At 68.3% G+C, this 15,846-nt stretch carries 19 protein-coding genes; 8 read left to right on the top strand and 11 right to left on the bottom strand.

The features are described from left to right. Positions 1–10: 10 nt before the first annotated feature. Positions 11–1,204, bottom strand: coding sequence for a urate hydroxylase PuuD (locus HHL15_RS12035; RefSeq protein ID WP_169146009.1), 1,194 nt, complete (start codon positions 1,202–1,204; stop codon positions 11–13). A 34-nt stretch (positions 1,205–1,238) separates the two neighbouring features. Then, complete coding sequence (uraH, locus tag HHL15_RS12030) at positions 1,239–1,589, bottom strand: hydroxyisourate hydrolase (protein ID WP_169146008.1); 351 nt, start codon at positions 1,587–1,589, stop codon at positions 1,239–1,241. Positions 1,590–1,729: 140 nt separating this feature from the next. On the opposite strand from uraH, the gene HHL15_RS12025 reads away from it, so the two are divergent. Then, positions 1,730–2,662 carry a LysR family transcriptional regulator gene (locus HHL15_RS12025; protein WP_169146007.1) on the top strand — a complete coding sequence of 311 codons (933 nt, stop codon included), beginning with the start codon at positions 1,730–1,732 and terminating at the stop codon, positions 2,660–2,662. Here the strand turns inward: HHL15_RS12025 and HHL15_RS12020 are convergent. Together HHL15_RS12020 and HHL15_RS12015 are read right to left on the bottom strand one after the other, a co-directional pair. Beyond that, the gene (locus HHL15_RS12020; RefSeq protein ID WP_169146006.1) at positions 2,649–3,266 is read right to left on the bottom strand and encodes a 2-hydroxychromene-2-carboxylate isomerase; all 618 of its coding nucleotides are present in this window, start codon (positions 3,264–3,266) and stop codon (positions 2,649–2,651) included. The two genes, HHL15_RS12025 and HHL15_RS12020, sit on opposite strands and share 14 nt — an antisense overlap. A gap of 35 nt (positions 3,267–3,301) precedes the next feature. After that, on the bottom strand, positions 3,302–4,237 hold the full coding sequence (locus HHL15_RS12015; protein WP_206198730.1) for a CmcJ/NvfI family oxidoreductase: 936 nt from the start codon (positions 4,235–4,237) through the stop codon (positions 3,302–3,304). A gap of 248 nt (positions 4,238–4,485) precedes the next feature. On the opposite strand from HHL15_RS12015, the gene HHL15_RS12010 reads away from it, so the two are divergent. Beyond that, positions 4,486–4,647 (top strand): hypothetical protein, encoded by a 162-nt coding sequence (locus HHL15_RS12010; RefSeq protein ID WP_169146005.1) that lies wholly within the window; start codon positions 4,486–4,488, stop codon positions 4,645–4,647. Positions 4,648–4,677: 30 nt separating this feature from the next. Here HHL15_RS12010 and HHL15_RS12005 read toward each other — a convergent pair whose 3' ends face one another. Then, positions 4,678–5,619 (bottom strand): LysR substrate-binding domain-containing protein, encoded by a 942-nt coding sequence (locus HHL15_RS12005; RefSeq protein ID WP_169146004.1) that lies wholly within the window; start codon positions 5,617–5,619, stop codon positions 4,678–4,680. A 125-nt stretch (positions 5,620–5,744) separates the two neighbouring features. Here HHL15_RS12005 and HHL15_RS12000 point away from each other — a divergent pair, with 125 nt between their 5' ends. Then, positions 5,745–6,968, top strand: coding sequence for an MFS transporter (locus HHL15_RS12000; RefSeq protein WP_169146003.1), 1,224 nt, complete (start codon positions 5,745–5,747; stop codon positions 6,966–6,968). Between the two features lie 305 nt (positions 6,969–7,273). On the opposite strand, the gene HHL15_RS11995 is transcribed toward HHL15_RS12000, so the two are convergent. Further along, the gene (locus HHL15_RS11995) at positions 7,274–7,831 is read right to left on the bottom strand and encodes a hypothetical protein (RefSeq protein ID WP_169146002.1); all 558 of its coding nucleotides are present in this window, start codon (positions 7,829–7,831) and stop codon (positions 7,274–7,276) included. 274 nt (positions 7,832–8,105) lie between these two features. Between HHL15_RS11995 and HHL15_RS11990 the strand changes: the two genes are divergently transcribed. Continuing rightward, the gene (locus HHL15_RS11990; protein ID WP_169146001.1) at positions 8,106–8,885 is read left to right on the top strand and encodes a metallophosphoesterase; all 780 of its coding nucleotides are present in this window, start codon (positions 8,106–8,108) and stop codon (positions 8,883–8,885) included. Positions 8,886–8,897: 12 nt separating this feature from the next. Here the strand turns inward: HHL15_RS11990 and HHL15_RS11985 are convergent, their stop codons facing one another. Further along, on the bottom strand, positions 8,898–10,025 hold the full coding sequence (locus HHL15_RS11985) for a cyanophycinase (RefSeq protein WP_169146000.1): 1,128 nt from the start codon (positions 10,023–10,025) through the stop codon (positions 8,898–8,900). A 244-nt stretch (positions 10,026–10,269) separates the two neighbouring features. Here HHL15_RS11985 and HHL15_RS11980 point away from each other — a divergent pair, with 244 nt between their 5' ends. Then, on the top strand, positions 10,270–10,653 hold the full coding sequence (locus HHL15_RS11980; RefSeq protein ID WP_169145999.1) for a hypothetical protein: 384 nt from the start codon (positions 10,270–10,272) through the stop codon (positions 10,651–10,653). 136 nt (positions 10,654–10,789) lie between these two features. Further along, complete coding sequence (locus HHL15_RS11975) at positions 10,790–11,293, top strand: DsrE family protein (RefSeq protein ID WP_169145998.1); 504 nt, start codon at positions 10,790–10,792, stop codon at positions 11,291–11,293. Here the strand turns inward: HHL15_RS11975 and HHL15_RS11970 are convergent. The 4 genes from HHL15_RS11970 to HHL15_RS11955 form a co-directional block, all read right to left on the bottom strand. After that, complete coding sequence (locus HHL15_RS11970; RefSeq protein WP_169145997.1) at positions 11,290–11,874, bottom strand: TetR/AcrR family transcriptional regulator; 585 nt, start codon at positions 11,872–11,874, stop codon at positions 11,290–11,292. The genes HHL15_RS11975 and HHL15_RS11970 overlap by 4 nt on opposite strands. A 35-nt stretch (positions 11,875–11,909) precedes the next feature. Further along, positions 11,910–12,854, bottom strand: coding sequence for a quinoprotein relay system zinc metallohydrolase 1 (locus HHL15_RS11965; RefSeq protein WP_169145996.1), 945 nt, complete (start codon positions 12,852–12,854; stop codon positions 11,910–11,912). Beyond that, on the bottom strand, positions 12,851–13,621 hold the full coding sequence (locus HHL15_RS11960) for a quinoprotein dehydrogenase-associated SoxYZ-like carrier (RefSeq protein WP_235943365.1): 771 nt from the start codon (positions 13,619–13,621) through the stop codon (positions 12,851–12,853). The genes HHL15_RS11965 and HHL15_RS11960 overlap by 4 nt, the downstream gene beginning before the upstream one ends. A 236-nt stretch (positions 13,622–13,857) precedes the next feature. Beyond that, positions 13,858–14,097, bottom strand: coding sequence for a cupin domain-containing protein (locus HHL15_RS11955; RefSeq protein WP_169145995.1), 240 nt, complete (start codon positions 14,095–14,097; stop codon positions 13,858–13,860). Between the two features lie 283 nt (positions 14,098–14,380). Between HHL15_RS11955 and HHL15_RS11950 the strand changes: the two genes are divergently transcribed. Both HHL15_RS11950 and HHL15_RS11945 read left to right on the top strand, forming a co-directional pair. Continuing rightward, positions 14,381–15,193 carry a hypothetical protein gene (locus tag HHL15_RS11950; RefSeq protein WP_169145994.1) on the top strand — a complete coding sequence of 271 codons (813 nt, stop codon included), beginning with the start codon at positions 14,381–14,383 and terminating at the stop codon, positions 15,191–15,193. Next, positions 15,190–15,801 carry a hypothetical protein gene (locus HHL15_RS11945; RefSeq protein ID WP_169145993.1) on the top strand — a complete coding sequence of 204 codons (612 nt, stop codon included), beginning with the start codon at positions 15,190–15,192 and terminating at the stop codon, positions 15,799–15,801. The genes HHL15_RS11950 and HHL15_RS11945 overlap by 4 nt, the downstream gene beginning before the upstream one ends. Positions 15,802–15,846 lie beyond the last annotated feature (45 nt).

The raw sequence follows: 15,846 nt of genomic DNA, 5'->3' as shown, positions 1-15,846 counted from the left end.
GTGGCCGGCCTCAGTCGGCGAGCCGGGCGCCCTGGGCGTACCAGCGGGCGATGAGCTGTCGTTCCGTGTCGGTGATGCCGGTCAGGTTGCCCAGGGGCATGTAGCCGCTGGCAACGGTCTCGGCGATCTTGGCGGCGTGCTGGCCGATCTGTTCCGGCGTCTGCAGCACCACGCCCTTGGGCGGCTGGGCAAAGCCCTCGCGGGTCGGCTTGTCGGCGTGACAGGTGGTGCAGCGGTGATCCACCACCTGCCTGAAGGCCGCGAAGCTGACCTTGTCGCCGCCCGCATCCACCGTCTTGGGCGCCATCAGCACGATCAGTGTGACGAGCAGGGCCACCCCGGCGGCGGGCAGCCACCACTTCACCTGGCCCCGGTGGCGCAGCACGAAGAACTGACGGATCAGCACGCCGGCCAGCATCATCACCACCAGGATCAGCCAGCCGTGGGGGTGGGAATAGGTCATCGGGTAGTGGTTGCTGATCATGATGAACAGCACCGGCAGCGTGAAGTAGGTGTTGTGCACCGAGCGCTGCTTGCCCACCTGGCCGGGGCGGGTGTCCACCGGCAGGCCGGCGCGGATCTGCTCGACCATGCGCTTCTGGCCGGGAATGATGTGGATGAAGACATTGGCCACCATCATGGTGCCGAGCATGGCCCCCACGTGGATGTAGGCGCCGCGGGCCGAGAACACCTGGTGCAGCAGCCAGTCGCAGGCCACCACGAAGATGAAGACCAGCACGGCGAGCAGGCCGTCGCGGCCCATCAGCGTGCGGCACAGGAAGTCATACACCACCCAGCCGACCGCCAGGAAGCCCACCGACAGGCCGATCGCCGCGCCCTGGCCGATGTCCAGCACCTGCTTGTCGATGAGGTAGCTGGAAGCGCCGATCCAGTACACCACCACCAGCAGGCTCATGCCCGACAGCCAGGTGGTGTAGGCCTCCCACTTGGACCAGTGGAGGTCGTCGCTGAGGGGTTCGCCCTTCGGCCCGGTGAGGAATTTCTGGCTGCAGTAGAAGCCGCCGCCATGCACGGCCCACAGCTCGCCGAAGACGCCGCGCTCGCCATCGGCGGCCTTCTTCGGCGGCCTCAGGGAGTTGTCGAGCATCACGAAGTAGAAGGATGCACCGATCCAGGCGATGCCGGTGATCAGGTGGAGCCAGCGCAGCAGCAGGTTGGCCCAGTCGAGGAGATAGGTTTCCATGTCTCGTCAGTCTCTTGCGGAAAGGCGGCGGGGCTCAGCTGCCGCGGTAGGTGGAGTAGCTCCACGGGGAGACCAGCAGGGGCACGTGGTAGTGCTGGGACGGGTCGGCGATGCCGAAGCGCAGCACCACCTCATCGACGAACAGGGGCTCGGGAAGGGCCGCACCGAGGCTGCGGAAGTAGTCGCCGGCGGCAAAGACCAGCTCGTAGCTGCCGGCCTCGAGGGCCTCACCCTGCAGCAGGGGCTGGTCGCAGCGGCCATCGTGGTTGGTGAGGGTGCGCAGCAGCTCGCGGCGCCCGCCGTCGATGCGGAACAGGGTCACCGCGATGCCGTTGCCCGGCCGGCCGTTGGCCGTGTCGAGCACGTGGGTGGTCAGTCGTCCCATGGTCTGTCTCCTTGTTGTGCTTGTATTGGATGGAGACGAGTGTAGGGCGAGGCGCGCTTAAGAAATCGGATATGGGCTTATAAGCCGTATATAGTTTCTGATATTTTCCTGGCCCCCCGGCCCCCCCCTGCGAGCCCCCGATGAGCAGCCGACGAAGCGAAGACCAACTCGACACCTACCTGCTGCGCATGCTGTGCCTGCTGGTCACCGAGCGCAGCGTGTCGCGCACGGCCCTCAAGCTGAACCAGTCGCAGCCGGCGGTCAGCCTGGCCCTCAAGCGCCTTCGCCAGATCCTCGGCGACCCGCTGCTGGTGCGGGAGAAGAGCGGCATGGTGCCCACCGAGCGGGCCCTCACCCTGCTCTCCCACGCCAAGGGCGCGCTGGCCGAGATCGACCGGATGACCTTCTCGCCGGAATCCTTCGACCCGCAGACCAGCCGCTACGAGTTCCGCATCGGTGCACCGGACTACCTGGCGCCGATCTTCATGGCCGGGGTGGTGGAGCGGATCCGCAAGGAAGCGCCCCAGGTGCGCCTGAGCCTGCAGTCGCTGGGGCCGAGCTTCGACTTCGAGCGCTCCCTGGCCGAGGGCGACCTGGACGTGGTGATCGGCAACTGGCCGGAACCGCCCCACCGCATGCACCTGTCGATGCTGCTGGAGGACGAGGTGGTGTGCCTGGTGGCGGCCAGCCACCCGCTGGCCCGCAAGGGCCTGAGCGCCGAGGACTACCAGCGCGCCGCCCACATCGTGCCGATGCCCTACTCGATCAGCCAGCGCGGCGTGGTGGATACCATGCTGGCCACCCACCGCATCAACCGGGACGAACGGGTGGTGGTGCAGTCCTTCACCACCGCCCCCTACCTGCTGCTGAACAGCGACCTGGTGTTCACCACCACCCGCCATTTCGCCCGCTTCTACGCCGACCTGCTGCCCCTGGCCATCCTGCCCTCGCCCATCCCCTTTCCGGACATGCGCTTCTACCTGCTGTGGCACGAGCGCAACCACCTCACCCCCGCCCACCGCTGGATCCGCCGCCTGCTCAGCGAGTGCGGGCGGCAGATCAAGGCCGGGTAGGGGCTGCGAAGGCCAGGGCGTCGTCCAGCCGGTCGTTGCCCCAGAACATCTCCTCCCCCATAAAGAAGGTCGGTGCGCCGAAGACGCCGCGGGCGCGGGCTTCGTCGGTGTGGGCACGCAGGCGGGCCTTGACGGCGTCGCTGCCGGCGGCGGCCAGGATCTCCGCGGCCGGCAGGCCGAGGCCCTCCAGCAGCGGTGCCAGGGCAGCCTCGCTGTTGATGTCCTGGTCATGCACGAAATTGAGCTGCATCACCGCCTGGCAGAAGGCGCCCACCCAGGGCTCGCCTTCACCGGCCAGGGCCACCCGCAGGGGCAGCACACCGAGGCGCGGAAAGACACTGGGGCGCTGCCAGGGCAGGCCGTACTTGCGACACTCGCGGACCATGTCCTGCCACATGTAGGCCCCCTTCTCCTTCTGCAGCACGAAGGGCGAGTTGTCCATGCCCAGGGCCCGGAAGATCGGGCCGAGCAGGAAGGGCTTCCACAGGACGCGCACCCCCTGGCGGGCGGCCGCCGCCTCGATGCGCATCACGCTGAGATAGCTGTAGTTGCTGCCGAACTCGAACCAGAACTCGAGGGCCGGCGCATGGGTTTCGGTATTCATGGTTTCTCCCTGGATCGGGGGGGAATGGAGGCGGCTCAATCGAACAGCACCAGGCAGCGCACTTCGATGCTCTGGCGCAGGGGCGCGTCGGCCGGCACAGCCGGCAGGTCGAAGGCGGCATGGGGGGTGAAGCGGGCCACGCCATTCACCCGCGAGTCGTACTGCTTGAAGACCAGGGCTTCGTGGCGGTCCATCTCCGGGTAGAAGGCCCAGCGGTGGCGGGCCGCATGGTGGAGCAGGTAGATCTCGCCGACCCGGTCCGGGTAGCGGATCTCGGCCGGCACCAGGTCATCGGCCAGCACCGAGCGGGCATCGCAGACGGCGAGGGGCGTATCCATCACGGGTCCGGCGATGGAGCGCCAGACATTGATGATGGCAAAGCGCTCCACCCCGGCCCGCCGGGCCGCGTCGGTAACGACCTTGTCGAGGCGGGCGCGGCCGGAGGCCTCGCTGTAGTCGTTATGGACCCGGCTCACCGCGGCCGGGCGGCTGCCGTCGCCCATCCGGCCGAAGCCCAGGGGCGGCCGCCCCGCCTCACGGCGCCGCACCAGGTGATCGAACACGAAGGCCTCCCGGGCGCCGGTCACCCAGCAGGCCAGCTCGGCCATCTCCGGGTAGTAATCGCGGCGGATCGCCTCATGGTCATGGAAGTCGGGCAACGCCGAGGGCGCCTCCCACAGCTCGTAGCCCTCGCGGTCCACCGACGGCCGCGCGGCGATGGCCCTGGCATCGGCGATGTGCATCACCCGCGCAGCGTAGGCGCAGTTCTCCCAGGGCGTGCCCGGCGGCGGCTCGTAGAGGTAATTGACCGGCCGGCCGGTCATGGGCTGCAGGTAGTCGAGCCCGGCGTCCACCCCGGGGACCCGGGGCGTGGCAGGCGAGAAGGCAGGCCGCAGGCCAGGGGAGTGGGACGGACGGCCGCCAGCAGCGTGGCGGACGGACACGGGAACGGGATCGATGGCCAGGGACATGGGAACCTCCGCAAAAATCGGATTGGAGAAGCCCGCCGCGGTCAGCCCGCGCCGGGTGCCCCCATTTGAATTCGGAATGCGAAGCCCCATCAAACGGGAAATTCTCAGGATTCACATGCGCCGTTCGCATGCCAGACGGCCACGGTGAAAAAGCGGGGGGAGGATTTTCCCGACCATTCCTCCAAGGCATGCGAGCCATGCTCTTTTTCCGTTTGTCACAGCACGCCCGACGCGTTCGAATGCAGCCCATGCACACCCGGAACCCGCTCAGGCGCTTCAGCCCCCTCGCCGGCCTTGCCCGGCTGATCGGGGCGGCCCTGCTGCTGGCCGCCCTGTACGGCGGCTTCCGGGCCTGGCTGGCCCCCGACAACCTGTTGGCGTGGCTGAGCACCCTGAGCTTTTGCGGCTGACCGGCATCTGCCCCCCTCCCCTCCCGCCGGTCAGCTGCCCTTTTCTTCTCGGCCAAGCGCTTCCTGACCTGTAGCAGCAGCCTCCGCAACGATCCACCTGGCCACCTCCTCCACCTCCGGCCGCGCCGCGGCTTCGGCACGCAGCAGCCAGAAGGCATTGGGGCTGGCCGGCCCCGGCCGGGGCGTATCGAGGCGGCACAGGCGGCCATCGGCCAGGGCCTGCCCGATCAGCTCGAGCCGCCCCAGGGCCACCCCCTGGCCGGCAATGGCGGCCTGCACCAGCTGGTCGTACTGGTTGAAGCGCAGCACGCCGCGGGGCTTCAGCGCGTCCCAGCCCTGGCTGGCCAGCCACTCGCTCCAGCGCAGCCAGGGGCGGTATTCCCCGTCGAACTCCAGCAGCACCCGGCTTTCCAGTGCAGCCAGATCCAGGGTGCCGGACAGCCCCAGGGAGGGATGGGCGACCGGCGCGATGGTCTCGCCGAAGAGCCGCTGGGCGCCCTCGGGCGCTGTCTCGGGCGGGCAGTAGCGCACCGCCATGTCCAGCCCGTCCACCTTCAGGTCGGCCACCCGGTTGCTTGCCGACAGGCGCACATCGATGCCCGGATGCGCCTGCAGGAAGTCCCCAAGGCGCGGCATCAGCCACAGGCCGGCGACACCGATGCTGGTGCTCACCGTCACCGGGCGGGCCGCGGCACCGCCGCGGAGCACGCCCACCACGTCCTGCAGGTCGCTGATCGCCCCGTCGGCGCAGCGGAACAGGCGCTCGCCCTCCGGCGTGAAGGAGATGGCGCGATGCCCGCGCAGCAGCAGGCGCACGCCGAGCATGTCCTCCAGGGCCAGCACCTGGCGGCTCACCGCCGACTGGGTGAGGCACAGGTCCTGGGCGGCCAGGGTGATGCTCATGCGCCGCCCCACCGCTACAAAGCCCCGGATCAGATCCAGGGAGGGAAGTCGGGCCAGACCGATTGACATGCAATCACCTCATACGAAAGAAACCAAAAAGTGGTTTGAAGCCCGGCTTGCGAGCCACTCTAATCAAGGCAGAAGAAGCCGCAACAGAAGCGGCTTCACTTTACCCAATCGAATGCGAGAAAGCCATGACAAATAGTTCGAACACCCTCACCAAGCCCTGGATGCTGGTGGTGGCCGGGGGCCTGGTGATGGGCCTGGCCCTCGGCGTACGCCACGCCCAGGGCATCTTCCTGGTGCCGGTCACGCTGGACCGGGGCTGGTCGCGGGAGGCCTTCGGCTTCGCCATCGCCCTGCAGAACCTGGTGTGGGGCCTGGCCCAGCCCTTCACCGGGATGATCGCCGACCGCTTCGGTGCCCGCCGGGTCATCGCCGGCGGGCTGGCCCTGTACGGCCTGGGGCTGTACGGCATGGCCGGCGCCGATTCCCTGGCGGGCTTCAACCTGACGGCGGGCGTGGGCATCGGCGTGGCCCTGTCGGCCACCTCCTTCGGCGTGGTGTACGGGGCCCTGAGCCGCCTGGTGCCGGCGGAGCAGCGCAGCTGGGCCCTCGGCCTGGCCGGCGCGGTGGGGGGCCTGGGCCAGTTCTTCCTGGTGCCCGGCGCCCAGGGCCTGATCGACCAGCTCGGCTGGATGGGCGCCCTCGGCGCGCTGGCCCTGCTCTGCGCGCTGCTGCTGCCCTGTGCCCTTCCCCTGCACGACCGGCCCGGCCAGGACCCGTCCGCCGGTTCCGGCCAGAGCCTGCGCGCCGCCCTGGCCGAGGCCTTCGGCCACCGGGGCTTCTGGCTGCTCAACTTCGGTTTCCTGGCCTGCGGCTTCCAACTCGCCTTCATCGCCTCGCACCTGCCCGCCTACGTGCAGGACAAGGGCTTGTCGGCCGGCACGGCCGTTGCCGGCCTGGCCACCATCGCCCTCGCCAACGTGGCCGGCACCTATGTGTGCGGGCTGCTCGGCGGCCGCTACCGGCGCAAGCACCTGCTGTGCATCCTGTACCTGCTGCGGGCGGCCGCCATGGCGCTGTTCGTGCTGCTGCCCCTCAGCCCGGCCAGCCTCTACCTGTTCTGCGCAGTGATGGGCTTTCTGTGGCTGGGCACGGTGCCGCTCACCAACGGCCTGGTGTCCCAGGTCTTCGGAGTCCGCTACATCACCACCCTGTTCGGCTTCGTCTTCTTCGGCCACCAGCTGGGCGCCTTCTTCGGGGTGTGGCTGGGCGGCTATGTGTTCGAGGCGACCCGTTCCTACGACCTGATCTGGCTGAGCGGCATCGCCCTCGGGGTGATCGCCGCCGCCCTGCACTACCCCATCGATGACCGGGAGATCCTGCGCCCGGCCGTGCCGGCCATACCGGCCTGAACCCGGGCAGGCCGGTTCGGCTCCGGGGGGCAGCGGGTTCGGCCCGGAGCCCGGTGAGTGTCCCTCCGGACTGAAGCTGTTCCCGCTGAGGCCAGTGGGTCTGGCTCCGGAACCGAACCTGTTTCCTTCCGCGGTGAACTCACTTCGCCCGGAGGGAAACACGTTCGGCACCGAGCCCAACATGTTCCCCTCTGAATCCAGATGGAGCGGCCCCGGAGGGGAACTCATTTCGCGCCGTGAGGAACTCGCTTCGCTCCGGAGGGAACCGGTTGCTCCCGGAGCTGAACTTCCGGGGTCCCCACCGCTCAGGGCGTGGGCCGCAGCCCCTCGCCCAGGCCTTGCAGCGGCCCCAGGGGGTTGGAGCGCAGTTCGGTCTCTTCGATGCGCGGGCGGCCGCTCCACTGCTTGAAGACCACCTTGTCGTTGACCACCACGATCAGGGCGCCGAACTTCCAGCCGGTGGTCAGGGTGTCGCGCTTGAAGTTGAGGAAGTCGAGCATGAAATTGCCCACCCGCTTGCGGTCGATGCGGCTGGGCTCCATGAAGTAGCCGACGCAGCCGTCCTGGGCCTTCATGCAGTCGAGGATGCCGGGTGGAATCGCCGCCCGCTCCTGCAGCGGCGAGGGCAGCACCGCGCGCACCACCTGGGAGTGGTTGAGGATCTGCACGTTGGGCGTGACCGCCGGATCGAAACCCAGCTCGCGCACCGTGGCCATGTCGGTCTGGTAAGGCACGATGCGGTCGTAGGCGTGCTTGGCCTGCTCGAAATCCTCCCAGTTGTTCTTCACGTCCTGCCGCGACGTGGGCAGCATGCTGGCGCAGCCCGCCAGCATGATGACGATAGGCAACACATGCAATTTCACGGTTCAGCCCCCTTGTCCGCACTCGCCACGGAAACCCGCCCCTCTCCTTTGTTTAACCCTATGTGACAGGCGCACAAGCCGCAAGCAGGACACGCTGGCGGGTGAGGAGAAGATCCTGTTTCCGCTCTCCACCGGCGCAGCGGACAGCGCGGGAGAGGCTCGGGTTTTCCCTGCTTGGACCTGCTCGATGGCCAGTCGTGCGGCTGGTGGTGGGCCGCCCGCGCAGTTAGCATGCCCGCACACCCACCGCCCCTCACCTGGAGCACCTTCCGCCATGCGCATCGCCCTTCTCTCCGACCTCCACCTGTCCGCCGCGCCGATGCCCTTTCCGCAGGTGGAGGCGGATGTCATCGTGCTGGCGGGCGACCTCGGCCGGCCGGCGCAGGCCATCGAGTGGGCGCGCGCGACGCCCCGGCCCACGCTCTACGTGGCGGGCAATCACGAGTTCTACGGCAGCGATCTGCTCAGCACCCGGCTGGAGCTGGGCCGGCTGGCCGCGGGCAGCCCGCTGCGGGTGCTGGAGCGCGGCGAGTGGGTCCACCAGGGCGTGCGCTTCCTGGGCTGCACCCTGTGGTCGGACTTCCGCATCTTCGACAGCGAGGCGGCACGCCTGCAGGGGGTGCAGGCGGCGCTGGGCTTCACCCGCGACTACACGCGGATCCGGGTGGCGCCGGACTTTCCCGAGACCTTCTCGCCGGCGCTTTCCCAGCTGCTGTTCCTGGAGTCGGTGGAGTGGCTGGAGGCGTGCTTCGCCCGCCCCCACCCGGGGCCCACGGTGGTGATCACCCACTTCGCGCCGAGCCTGCGCAGCGTCGCCCCGCAGTTTGCCGGCTCGCCGGTGAATGCCTGCTTCGTGTCCGACCTGGACGCCCACATCCTGCGCTGGCAGCCGGCCCTGTGGCTGCACGGCCACACCCACGACAGCTTCGACTACCGCATCGGCGCCACCCGGGTGGTGTGCAACCCCCGGGGCTACGCCCGCCGGGCCCACCCCGACGGGCCGCTGGAGCTGGAAAATCCGCGCTTCGATGCAGGCCTGGTGCTCACCCTGTGAGCGCCTTCAGACTCAGTAGGTGCTGCCGGTGGACGATGACAGCTGCCCGCCATCCACATTGAGCTCGTAGGTGGACGGCGCGCTGATGGCCGGCAGCTTGCGAACCTGCACGCGGGTGAAGGTGAGCGGCAGCCCGGGCGCCAGCACCAGGCTGGAATTGCTGGCGGCCCTGAGCAGGTAGGCGGCACCATCCACACCCGGATTGGCGACGGTCCTGAGGGTCACCGAGGGCGCACCGGCGGAGCCGGGCGTGGTGCTCATCAGCAGGGCGGTCTCCTGGTCCACCCCGATGGCCCGGGCGGTGGCGGCGGAGCTCCAGCCGTCGCCGATCACCCGCGCCAGGAAGGTTAGCAACCGCCCCATGCGGTCCCGGGCGTCGAAGTGGGAGTCGGTGACCGTGCCGGACAGGGGCTCGAAGGGCGTGCCGTAGGTCCAGAAATCCCGCTTGATGGTCACCGCATCGGGCTTGAAGGGATCGGCCAGGGCCTCGGCCGAGGTGATGGTGGAGGGGGAGGCGATGTAGGCGTACTGGCTCAGGATCATCATCCCGGCGCTGGTGCCGCCGACAGGGATGCCGTAGGTCCGGACGTGGTCGGACAGCACGCGCTCGAGCAGGGTGCCCTTCCAGAAGTTGTAGTAGTCGCCCTGGTCGCCGCCGGTGAACCAGATCGCCCCCGCCTTGCGGATGTAGCCTTCGAGTTCGGTGCTGTTGGCGGCGTCGACCGTGGGGACCACCACTGTCTGCACCGCAGCCAGCTTGCCGAGCTTGTAGATGAAGCTGTCGTAGGCCGGATTGCCGCCGGCACGGATCACCAGCAGGTTGCCGGGCCGGCCGGTCAGGCCGCTGCCGCAGTCAGCCATGCGCTCGATCATCCAGCGGAAGGCCTCCTTGACGTCCAGCCCGCCGCCCATCAGCACCGCCGCCCGGGTGGGCAGGGCATAGGCGCCACAGGGCAGGTAATCGACCGGCTTGCCATGGTCGTAAGTGCTCAGTCTGGCCTTGTTGGCCGCCAGCGCCGGCGTGACCAGGCCCGCCGACAGCAGCGCCGTGGCCAGCAGCACGGCCCGCAGGGCCGTCCTCGGCCTGCCCTGGCCTTGCGGATGCCCGGACATGGCGGGCCTGGTCGGATTCTTTTTCATGATTGCCTCCTCGTGATCGGATGCACTGAACGGCAGCATCGGGCCGGACCTGAACGCACCATTCTAGCCCTGCGGACACGCCGATCCGCCCGCCCTTTCGGGGCATCCGGTGGAAGGGAAAGCGGCCCCAAAGCCCAAAGCGGGCGACGATGCAATTGACATCAACCACCTCCGCCCCTAGCCTTGCCCTGAAAATACGAAATACATAATCCGTCGCAATTAATCCCGCAAAAGGAGATTCACCTTGACCGTCCAGAACCTCCCGCCCGACAGCTACCGCCAGGTGGCCGCCGGAGAAATCCAGACCAAGGTGCATATCTACCGGACCGCCCTCGGCGACGACGGCCCTGGCAGTGTCGGCTGGCAGGGCGCCGATGGTGACTGGCAGCAAGTCCCCCTGGCCGTCGGCGAGACCGTGGCCATCACGGTGGACGGCGCCGCCGGCACCCTGCTCAATCTATGCCCGGCCACCGTCCAGCTGCTGTGGAACAACATCCACATCAAGGACATGCAGGCCGTGCCGGAGGGCGGCGCACGTGCGCTGATGGCCCACCGCGGCGACTCTGCTCAGAAGGCGCCCGCCAGGGGGCTGCGGGAACACCACGGCAGCCCCAGGCGCGGCAACTGAGTTCGTCCGCATGACCTGAGGCTGAGCAAGCCAGCCTGGATTGAATACCTACCAGTTGGTAGGTATATTCAGCACCGGCCTTCGCCGTGGAACCGGATTCGCCCGACTCTTGCCACGCTCCGGCCCGGAGACTCCCATGCGTCCGATCCCTCCCTGGCTGCGCCTGCTGGCGGCACTCGTTCCCCTCCTCGCCAGTTCTCCCGCCCCGGCGGCCCCCCCCAATGACGCCGCCGCCCTGCGCGGCGTGACGGAGGGCAAGGGGATCTTCCTGATCGATTTCAACGATCCCCGCAAGACCGCCTTCTACCTGAGCATCATCAAGGAAACCCATGGCGGCATGCTGCGCCAGGGCGTCAGGCCCGATCTCATCATCGTGTACATCGGGCCGACCGTGCGCTTCCTGACCAGCAAGCCGGACAGCTCGCTCGAGCTGGATCACCAGGACGCGTTGGAGTCCATCGCCATGCTGGTCAAGGAGCTGGCCGACCTGGGCGTGCGCCACGAGGTCTGCGCCATCGCCACGCGGGTCCTTCGGATCGACGACAACACCCTGCTGCCCGGGCTGAGCCTGGTGGCCGACGGCTTCATCTCCCTGATCGGCTACCAGACGCAGGGCTACAGGCTGGTCCCCCTGTTCTAGGCGTCCGCGCCGGCCGGCGGAAGCGCCAGGGCCAGCACCTGCGCAAAGCCGTCCAGGGCCAGGGCCCGGGACTGCATGGCGCGGGCCACCAGGCTGCCGCCTTCGAGGGTGCTCAGGATCAGGGCCGCCAGGGCGTCGGCGCCCCCTGCCCAGCGCAACTGGCCGGCCGCGCAGCCGGCCCCGACGATCCGGCCCAGCCAGGCCAGATGCAGCTCGAAGTAGGCCCGGGTGCGGGTATGGAGGGAGTCCGGCAGCGCCGCCAGCTCGGCCGACAGGGCACAGCACAGGGGACGCAACTGCTCGTCGAAGCCATCCAGAAACAGCTCGGCATACTGCCGCAGGCGTGCCGGCGCATCGCCCGGCCCGGCCTCGATGTCGGCCAGGGCAGCGGCGAAGCGCGCCATGGCGACCTCGACGACCTCTTCGGCGAGGCGCTGCTTGGTGGGAAAGTGGTAGTGGATGCTGGCCTTGGTGATGCCGATCTTGTCGGTCAGGTGGGCGTAGCTGAAGGCCGAGTAGCCGGAACGACGGATCAGGTACTCGGCCTCGGCCAGCAATTGGGAGCGGGTTGGAGCGGTCATGGAGCGAAGGCTATCATCCCGCGCCCCGCCGGACATCAATGAACATGGCCCGCCCCCAGGGCCTCGGCTTCGATGCCCGGCAGCAGGTGCCCCACCGAGCGCCGATACTCGGCGGGCGCCACCGGCAGCGCCTTGTAGCGCTCCGGCAGGGGCCGGGCGAGGACTTCGTTCATGTCCAGGCCCTCGGCCGCCGCCTGACGCAGGGAGCCGGACAGCCACTCCAGCCAGTCACGGGTACGCCGGATCGGCGCCGCGTTGCCGGACACCGCCCCGTGCCCGGGCACCAGCACCTTCACGCCGCCGCCGGCCAGCATGGCATCAAGCGTGTCCAGGGAGGCCAGCCAGCGCGCCACCCGGGCATGGGGCGTGGTCGGCGCCCGGTCGTTGAAGACCAGGTCACCGGCGAACAGGACGCCACTGCCTTCGTCGAACAGTGCCAGGTCGGCCCCGGTATGCCCGTCGAGGGCCAGCACGCGCAGGCGCCGCCCCCCCACCTCCAGGGGCCCGGCCTGCAGGGTCCGGGTCGGCACCACGACCTCGGTACCCGACATCCAGTCGCCGCTCATGCGGAACAGGTTCTCGGCAAAGGCATTGCCCTCGCTGGCGATCCCCCGCTGCACCTCCGCCAGGCTGCCGAGCGGCACGTCGGAGAATGCCTGGTTGCCCAGGAAGTGGTCGGGATGGTGGTGGGTGTTGATCGCCAGCAGCACCGGCTTGTCGGTCACCCGGGCGATGGCTTCGCGCATTTGCCGGCCATAGCGCAGCGACGGGCCGGTGTCGACCACCACCACGCCCTGCGGCGCAACGATGAAGCCGGTATTGACGATGTTGCCGCCATTCCGCGTGTCGAAATCCTCGGTCTTGCCAACGAACACATACACGTCGGGCGCCACCGCCTGCGGCACCAGCCGGTAGTCGAAATCATCGGCGCGGGCCGCCAGGGAGACACAGGCCAGCAGGGCAAGGATGAGGCGCTTCATGGTGCAATCCGGACGTCGAAGGTGTTGCCGTTGTTGTCCCGCCCGGCAGCCTGCAGGGCACCGTCGCGCTTGCCACGATACAGCGTGAACACCGGGTTCTCGCTGACCGGCTGGGAGATCTCCAGGCGCATCAGGGGCGTGCCGGCCTCATCCCGGAGGGTCAGCGCCTCGAGGTGGAAGGCCGGGATGCCAGCAATCAGCCCGGTGTCCATCGGGTGGATGATGCGCAGGCGGACCCGGCCGGACATCGGCCCTTCGCTCCAGGCACGCGCCGTGACTTCGTTGAGGCGTCTCTGCCATTCGGTCGAGGTCGACCCGACAGAGGGCGCGGTGCAGCCGCCGCCGGCGGTATTCACCAGCGTGCCGCCCACATGCCACACGCCGTCGGCGGTTCTCGCCGCGGCCCGCAAGGGCGAGGACTGCTGCAGCTTGACCCGGAAGCCGAGGTAGGCGCTGGTGGCCTCCGGGTGGAAGCGCAGGATCTCGAGGATGGGGTTGAAGTCCGCAAAGACCAGCACCTCCTTCACATCGGGCAAGGCCGTGGCATCGACCGTGACCGGGACGAGCATGGGGTTTTCTGCGAGGTCGGGCGCCTCAACCTTCACCCGCGCATCGAACACATAAGCCTCGCCGGACAACAGGCTGCGCGCCATGTCCTCCCAGCGCGGCGAGCCCAGGGGGTCGGCGCCGCGCTCGGCGGCCCTGCCGGCCGGCACGGCCAGCACCGTCGCAGCGAGCACCGCCGCCATCATTGCTGCGACTCTCATCGCATCTCCTCCTTGGTCGTGGTAACGCCCCGCTATGGGTCTGGGGCCGGCGAAGAAATCGTCCGGCTTGCCGGGGCTGTCCTGACGCAGGAATATTATCTACTAGTTGGTAGGTTTGCAATGAAGCGAGGATGCGCAAGCGGTACGCAGAAAAGGCAGAAGCCCGGCGAAGTGCCGGGCTTCCGATATCGCGGGGGCTGCGCCGGGACGGGGAAAACCGCGCCCGGAGGCTTGGCTCAGGCCATCCCGCCCGAGGGCCCGAACATGGCCATCAGGGTCAGGTCTTCCTTGATGTCGAAGAAGGAATGCTCGGTGGTCGCGCTCACGAACAGCACCATGCCCGGCCCCACATCCTGTTCCTGGCCGTCGACGCGCAGGCGGGCGTGGCCTTCCAGGACCATGTAGAGCTCATCCTCGAAATGCGGCGCCTGCATGTCCCGGGCCCCGGCCGGCAGGCGGTAGAGTGCACAGGACATCTGCGAACTGCGCAGGAATTCGAAAATCGCCGGCTGACTGCCTGCGACCCGGTGCTTTAGCTCACTGAGGTTGAATACTTTCCACACGCTGAATGACCCCAAGGAGAATAGGTTTATCGGTTCCCCCGATAGTGCCAGAGGCGGAACTGCCGTCAAGCCTTTCCTGCCGCATTGCGTGCGAGGCTTTCCTACCTCGCACCCAGGCCGATCAACACGGCACAGTCCGATTTGCGGTATACCCCCTGTCGGCGTGGCGGGCGGCCACACTGGATCGGGAGACGAAATGCTTTCTGCAGTACTCAACGGCAAGCGCCGAGGCACCGGCCTTGCAGGCAAGCAACTGGTGCTCGGTGAGGCCGGCGGCGCCGAAGACGTGCTCACCGCCACCGTATTCGAGCGCCTGGCCTACCTGCCCGACCCGCTGCTCGAGACCTTCCTTGACCAGTTGCTGAACCTCGACGAGCCCCCCGGCCCACTGACGGAGATCCAGTTCTGGCCATCCTGGTACATGGCCGGCACACGTGTGGAACCGGACGTAGTGCTCCATGGCTGCGAACGCTGCCTGCTGGTGGAGGCCAAGCGCCACGATCACGGCCTGCAGCAGTACGCACAACAATTGGCCCGGGAGCTCATCGCCGGCACCTGCAGCGGGGAACTGCACCGCCCCGTGCTGCTCACCCTGGGCGGCCTGTCGGAGTACACCGAAGCCGCCGCAGGGCAACTGGGCGCGCAGATCGAAGCCGCGCTGGGCGACGCTGTCGTGGATTACGAACTGGTATGCCGCAGCTGGAACCAACTCTACCTGGCGCTCGAATCCACCATCTCCACCGCCCCGGCAGACAGCCAGCCCGGACTGCACCGCCTGCTCGAAGACATCGCCGCCACCTACGCCTGGCACGGGCTGCGCACCCACGCCCCGCGCTGGCTGGCCCAGCTTGGCGCGGCCGACATCCGGGTCACCACCTGCCCCCTCGGCAGCGTCTTCAGCGCCGCAGCCCCGAGCCCCCCGGTACTGAACCATTCCCTTGCTGGACTACCCGCCCCCGGCCTTGCCCGTGCCAGCTTTCCGCCCACCATCTGGAGCCTCCGCCCATGACAACCCCGCTCGACGCGGCCCTGCTCGATGTCCGCAAGGCCTATCGCCTGCTGGCCGACTACCAGCAGCGCATCCTCGAACTGCTCGCCTTCATCCGCACCGAGCTGGGTGCCGTCCACTATCACCAGCACTTCCGCAACAAACCACCACGCAGCCTGAACGGCCTGGAGCTGGACAATTCCGGGGGTGCGCGTCTGCTGCCCTTCAATGACGTATCGGTACTGTGGCTGCGTTACAACGGCCAGGACGACCCGGCCAACCAGCACCGCGCAGGCGACCTGCTCATCGACGTCTGGGTGTGCAGCGACAGCGGCAATGGCGTGGATGAGAAACCGATACTCAGCCCCGAGCAAAGCCACAGCGAATTACGCATCTATTTCTTCCTGTGCGACGGGGACGCGCAGGAAAACACCAACTGGTACTACCAGGTGTGGAATGGAACAGGCTATCCCCCCTTCGGATCCGTGGCGCCATGCGACAGCAACCCGGGCTACCGGGTCTACGGGGAAGCGCTGGAGCTGACGGATCTGTCCGGCGAAACAGCCGCGCGCGAAGCCATCAAGGCGCTGCGAGCCCGCGCATCCGCACAACTGGGGTACACGATCTGAGCCGACCTCCTGGAAAGGCACTCCGGAGTGCCGATGGCAACACTC

This window comes from Zoogloea dura, from assembly GCF_012927165.1.
GTDB classification, from domain to species: Bacteria; Pseudomonadota; Gammaproteobacteria; order Burkholderiales; family Rhodocyclaceae; genus Zoogloea; species Zoogloea dura.
Note: the sequence above shows the minus strand (reverse complement) of the source record. Positions and strands in the feature narration are given on the sequence as shown.

What these genes read in the sequence shown, in the direction of transcription:
- HHL15_RS11960 (WP_235943365.1), bottom strand. Translation starts at nt 13,621, where the DNA reads ATGAGAGTCGCAGCAATGATGGCGGCGGTGCTCGCTGCGACGGTGCTG.
- HHL15_RS11955 (WP_169145995.1), bottom strand. Translation starts at nt 14,097, where the DNA reads ATGTCCTGTGCACTCTACCGCCTGCCGGCCGGGGCCCGGGACATGCAG.
- HHL15_RS11975 (WP_169145998.1), top strand. Translation starts at nt 10,790, where the DNA reads ATGCGTCCGATCCCTCCCTGGCTGCGCCTGCTGGCGGCACTCGTTCCC.
- HHL15_RS12025 (WP_169146007.1), top strand. Translation starts at nt 1,730, where the DNA reads ATGAGCAGCCGACGAAGCGAAGACCAACTCGACACCTACCTGCTGCGC.
- HHL15_RS11965 (WP_169145996.1), bottom strand. Translation starts at nt 12,854, where the DNA reads ATGAAGCGCCTCATCCTTGCCCTGCTGGCCTGTGTCTCCCTGGCGGCC.
- HHL15_RS12020 (WP_169146006.1), bottom strand. Translation starts at nt 3,266, where the DNA reads ATGAATACCGAAACCCATGCGCCGGCCCTCGAGTTCTGGTTCGAGTTC.
- HHL15_RS11990 (WP_169146001.1), top strand. Translation starts at nt 8,106, where the DNA reads ATGCGCATCGCCCTTCTCTCCGACCTCCACCTGTCCGCCGCGCCGATG.
- HHL15_RS12015 (WP_206198730.1), bottom strand. Translation starts at nt 4,237, where the DNA reads ATGTCCCTGGCCATCGATCCCGTTCCCGTGTCCGTCCGCCACGCTGCT.
- uraH (WP_169146008.1), bottom strand. Translation starts at nt 1,589, where the DNA reads ATGGGACGACTGACCACCCACGTGCTCGACACGGCCAACGGCCGGCCG.
- HHL15_RS12035 (WP_169146009.1), bottom strand. Translation starts at nt 1,204, where the DNA reads ATGGAAACCTATCTCCTCGACTGGGCCAACCTGCTGCTGCGCTGGCTC.
- HHL15_RS12010 (WP_169146005.1), top strand. Translation starts at nt 4,486, where the DNA reads ATGCACACCCGGAACCCGCTCAGGCGCTTCAGCCCCCTCGCCGGCCTT.
- HHL15_RS11985 (WP_169146000.1), bottom strand. Translation starts at nt 10,025, where the DNA reads ATGAAAAAGAATCCGACCAGGCCCGCCATGTCCGGGCATCCGCAAGGC.
- HHL15_RS11970 (WP_169145997.1), bottom strand. Translation starts at nt 11,874, where the DNA reads ATGACCGCTCCAACCCGCTCCCAATTGCTGGCCGAGGCCGAGTACCTG.
- HHL15_RS11945 (WP_169145993.1), top strand. Translation starts at nt 15,190, where the DNA reads ATGACAACCCCGCTCGACGCGGCCCTGCTCGATGTCCGCAAGGCCTAT.
- HHL15_RS11950 (WP_169145994.1), top strand. Translation starts at nt 14,381, where the DNA reads ATGCTTTCTGCAGTACTCAACGGCAAGCGCCGAGGCACCGGCCTTGCA.
- HHL15_RS12000 (WP_169146003.1), top strand. Translation starts at nt 5,745, where the DNA reads ATGACAAATAGTTCGAACACCCTCACCAAGCCCTGGATGCTGGTGGTG.
- HHL15_RS12005 (WP_169146004.1), bottom strand. Translation starts at nt 5,619, where the DNA reads ATGTCAATCGGTCTGGCCCGACTTCCCTCCCTGGATCTGATCCGGGGC.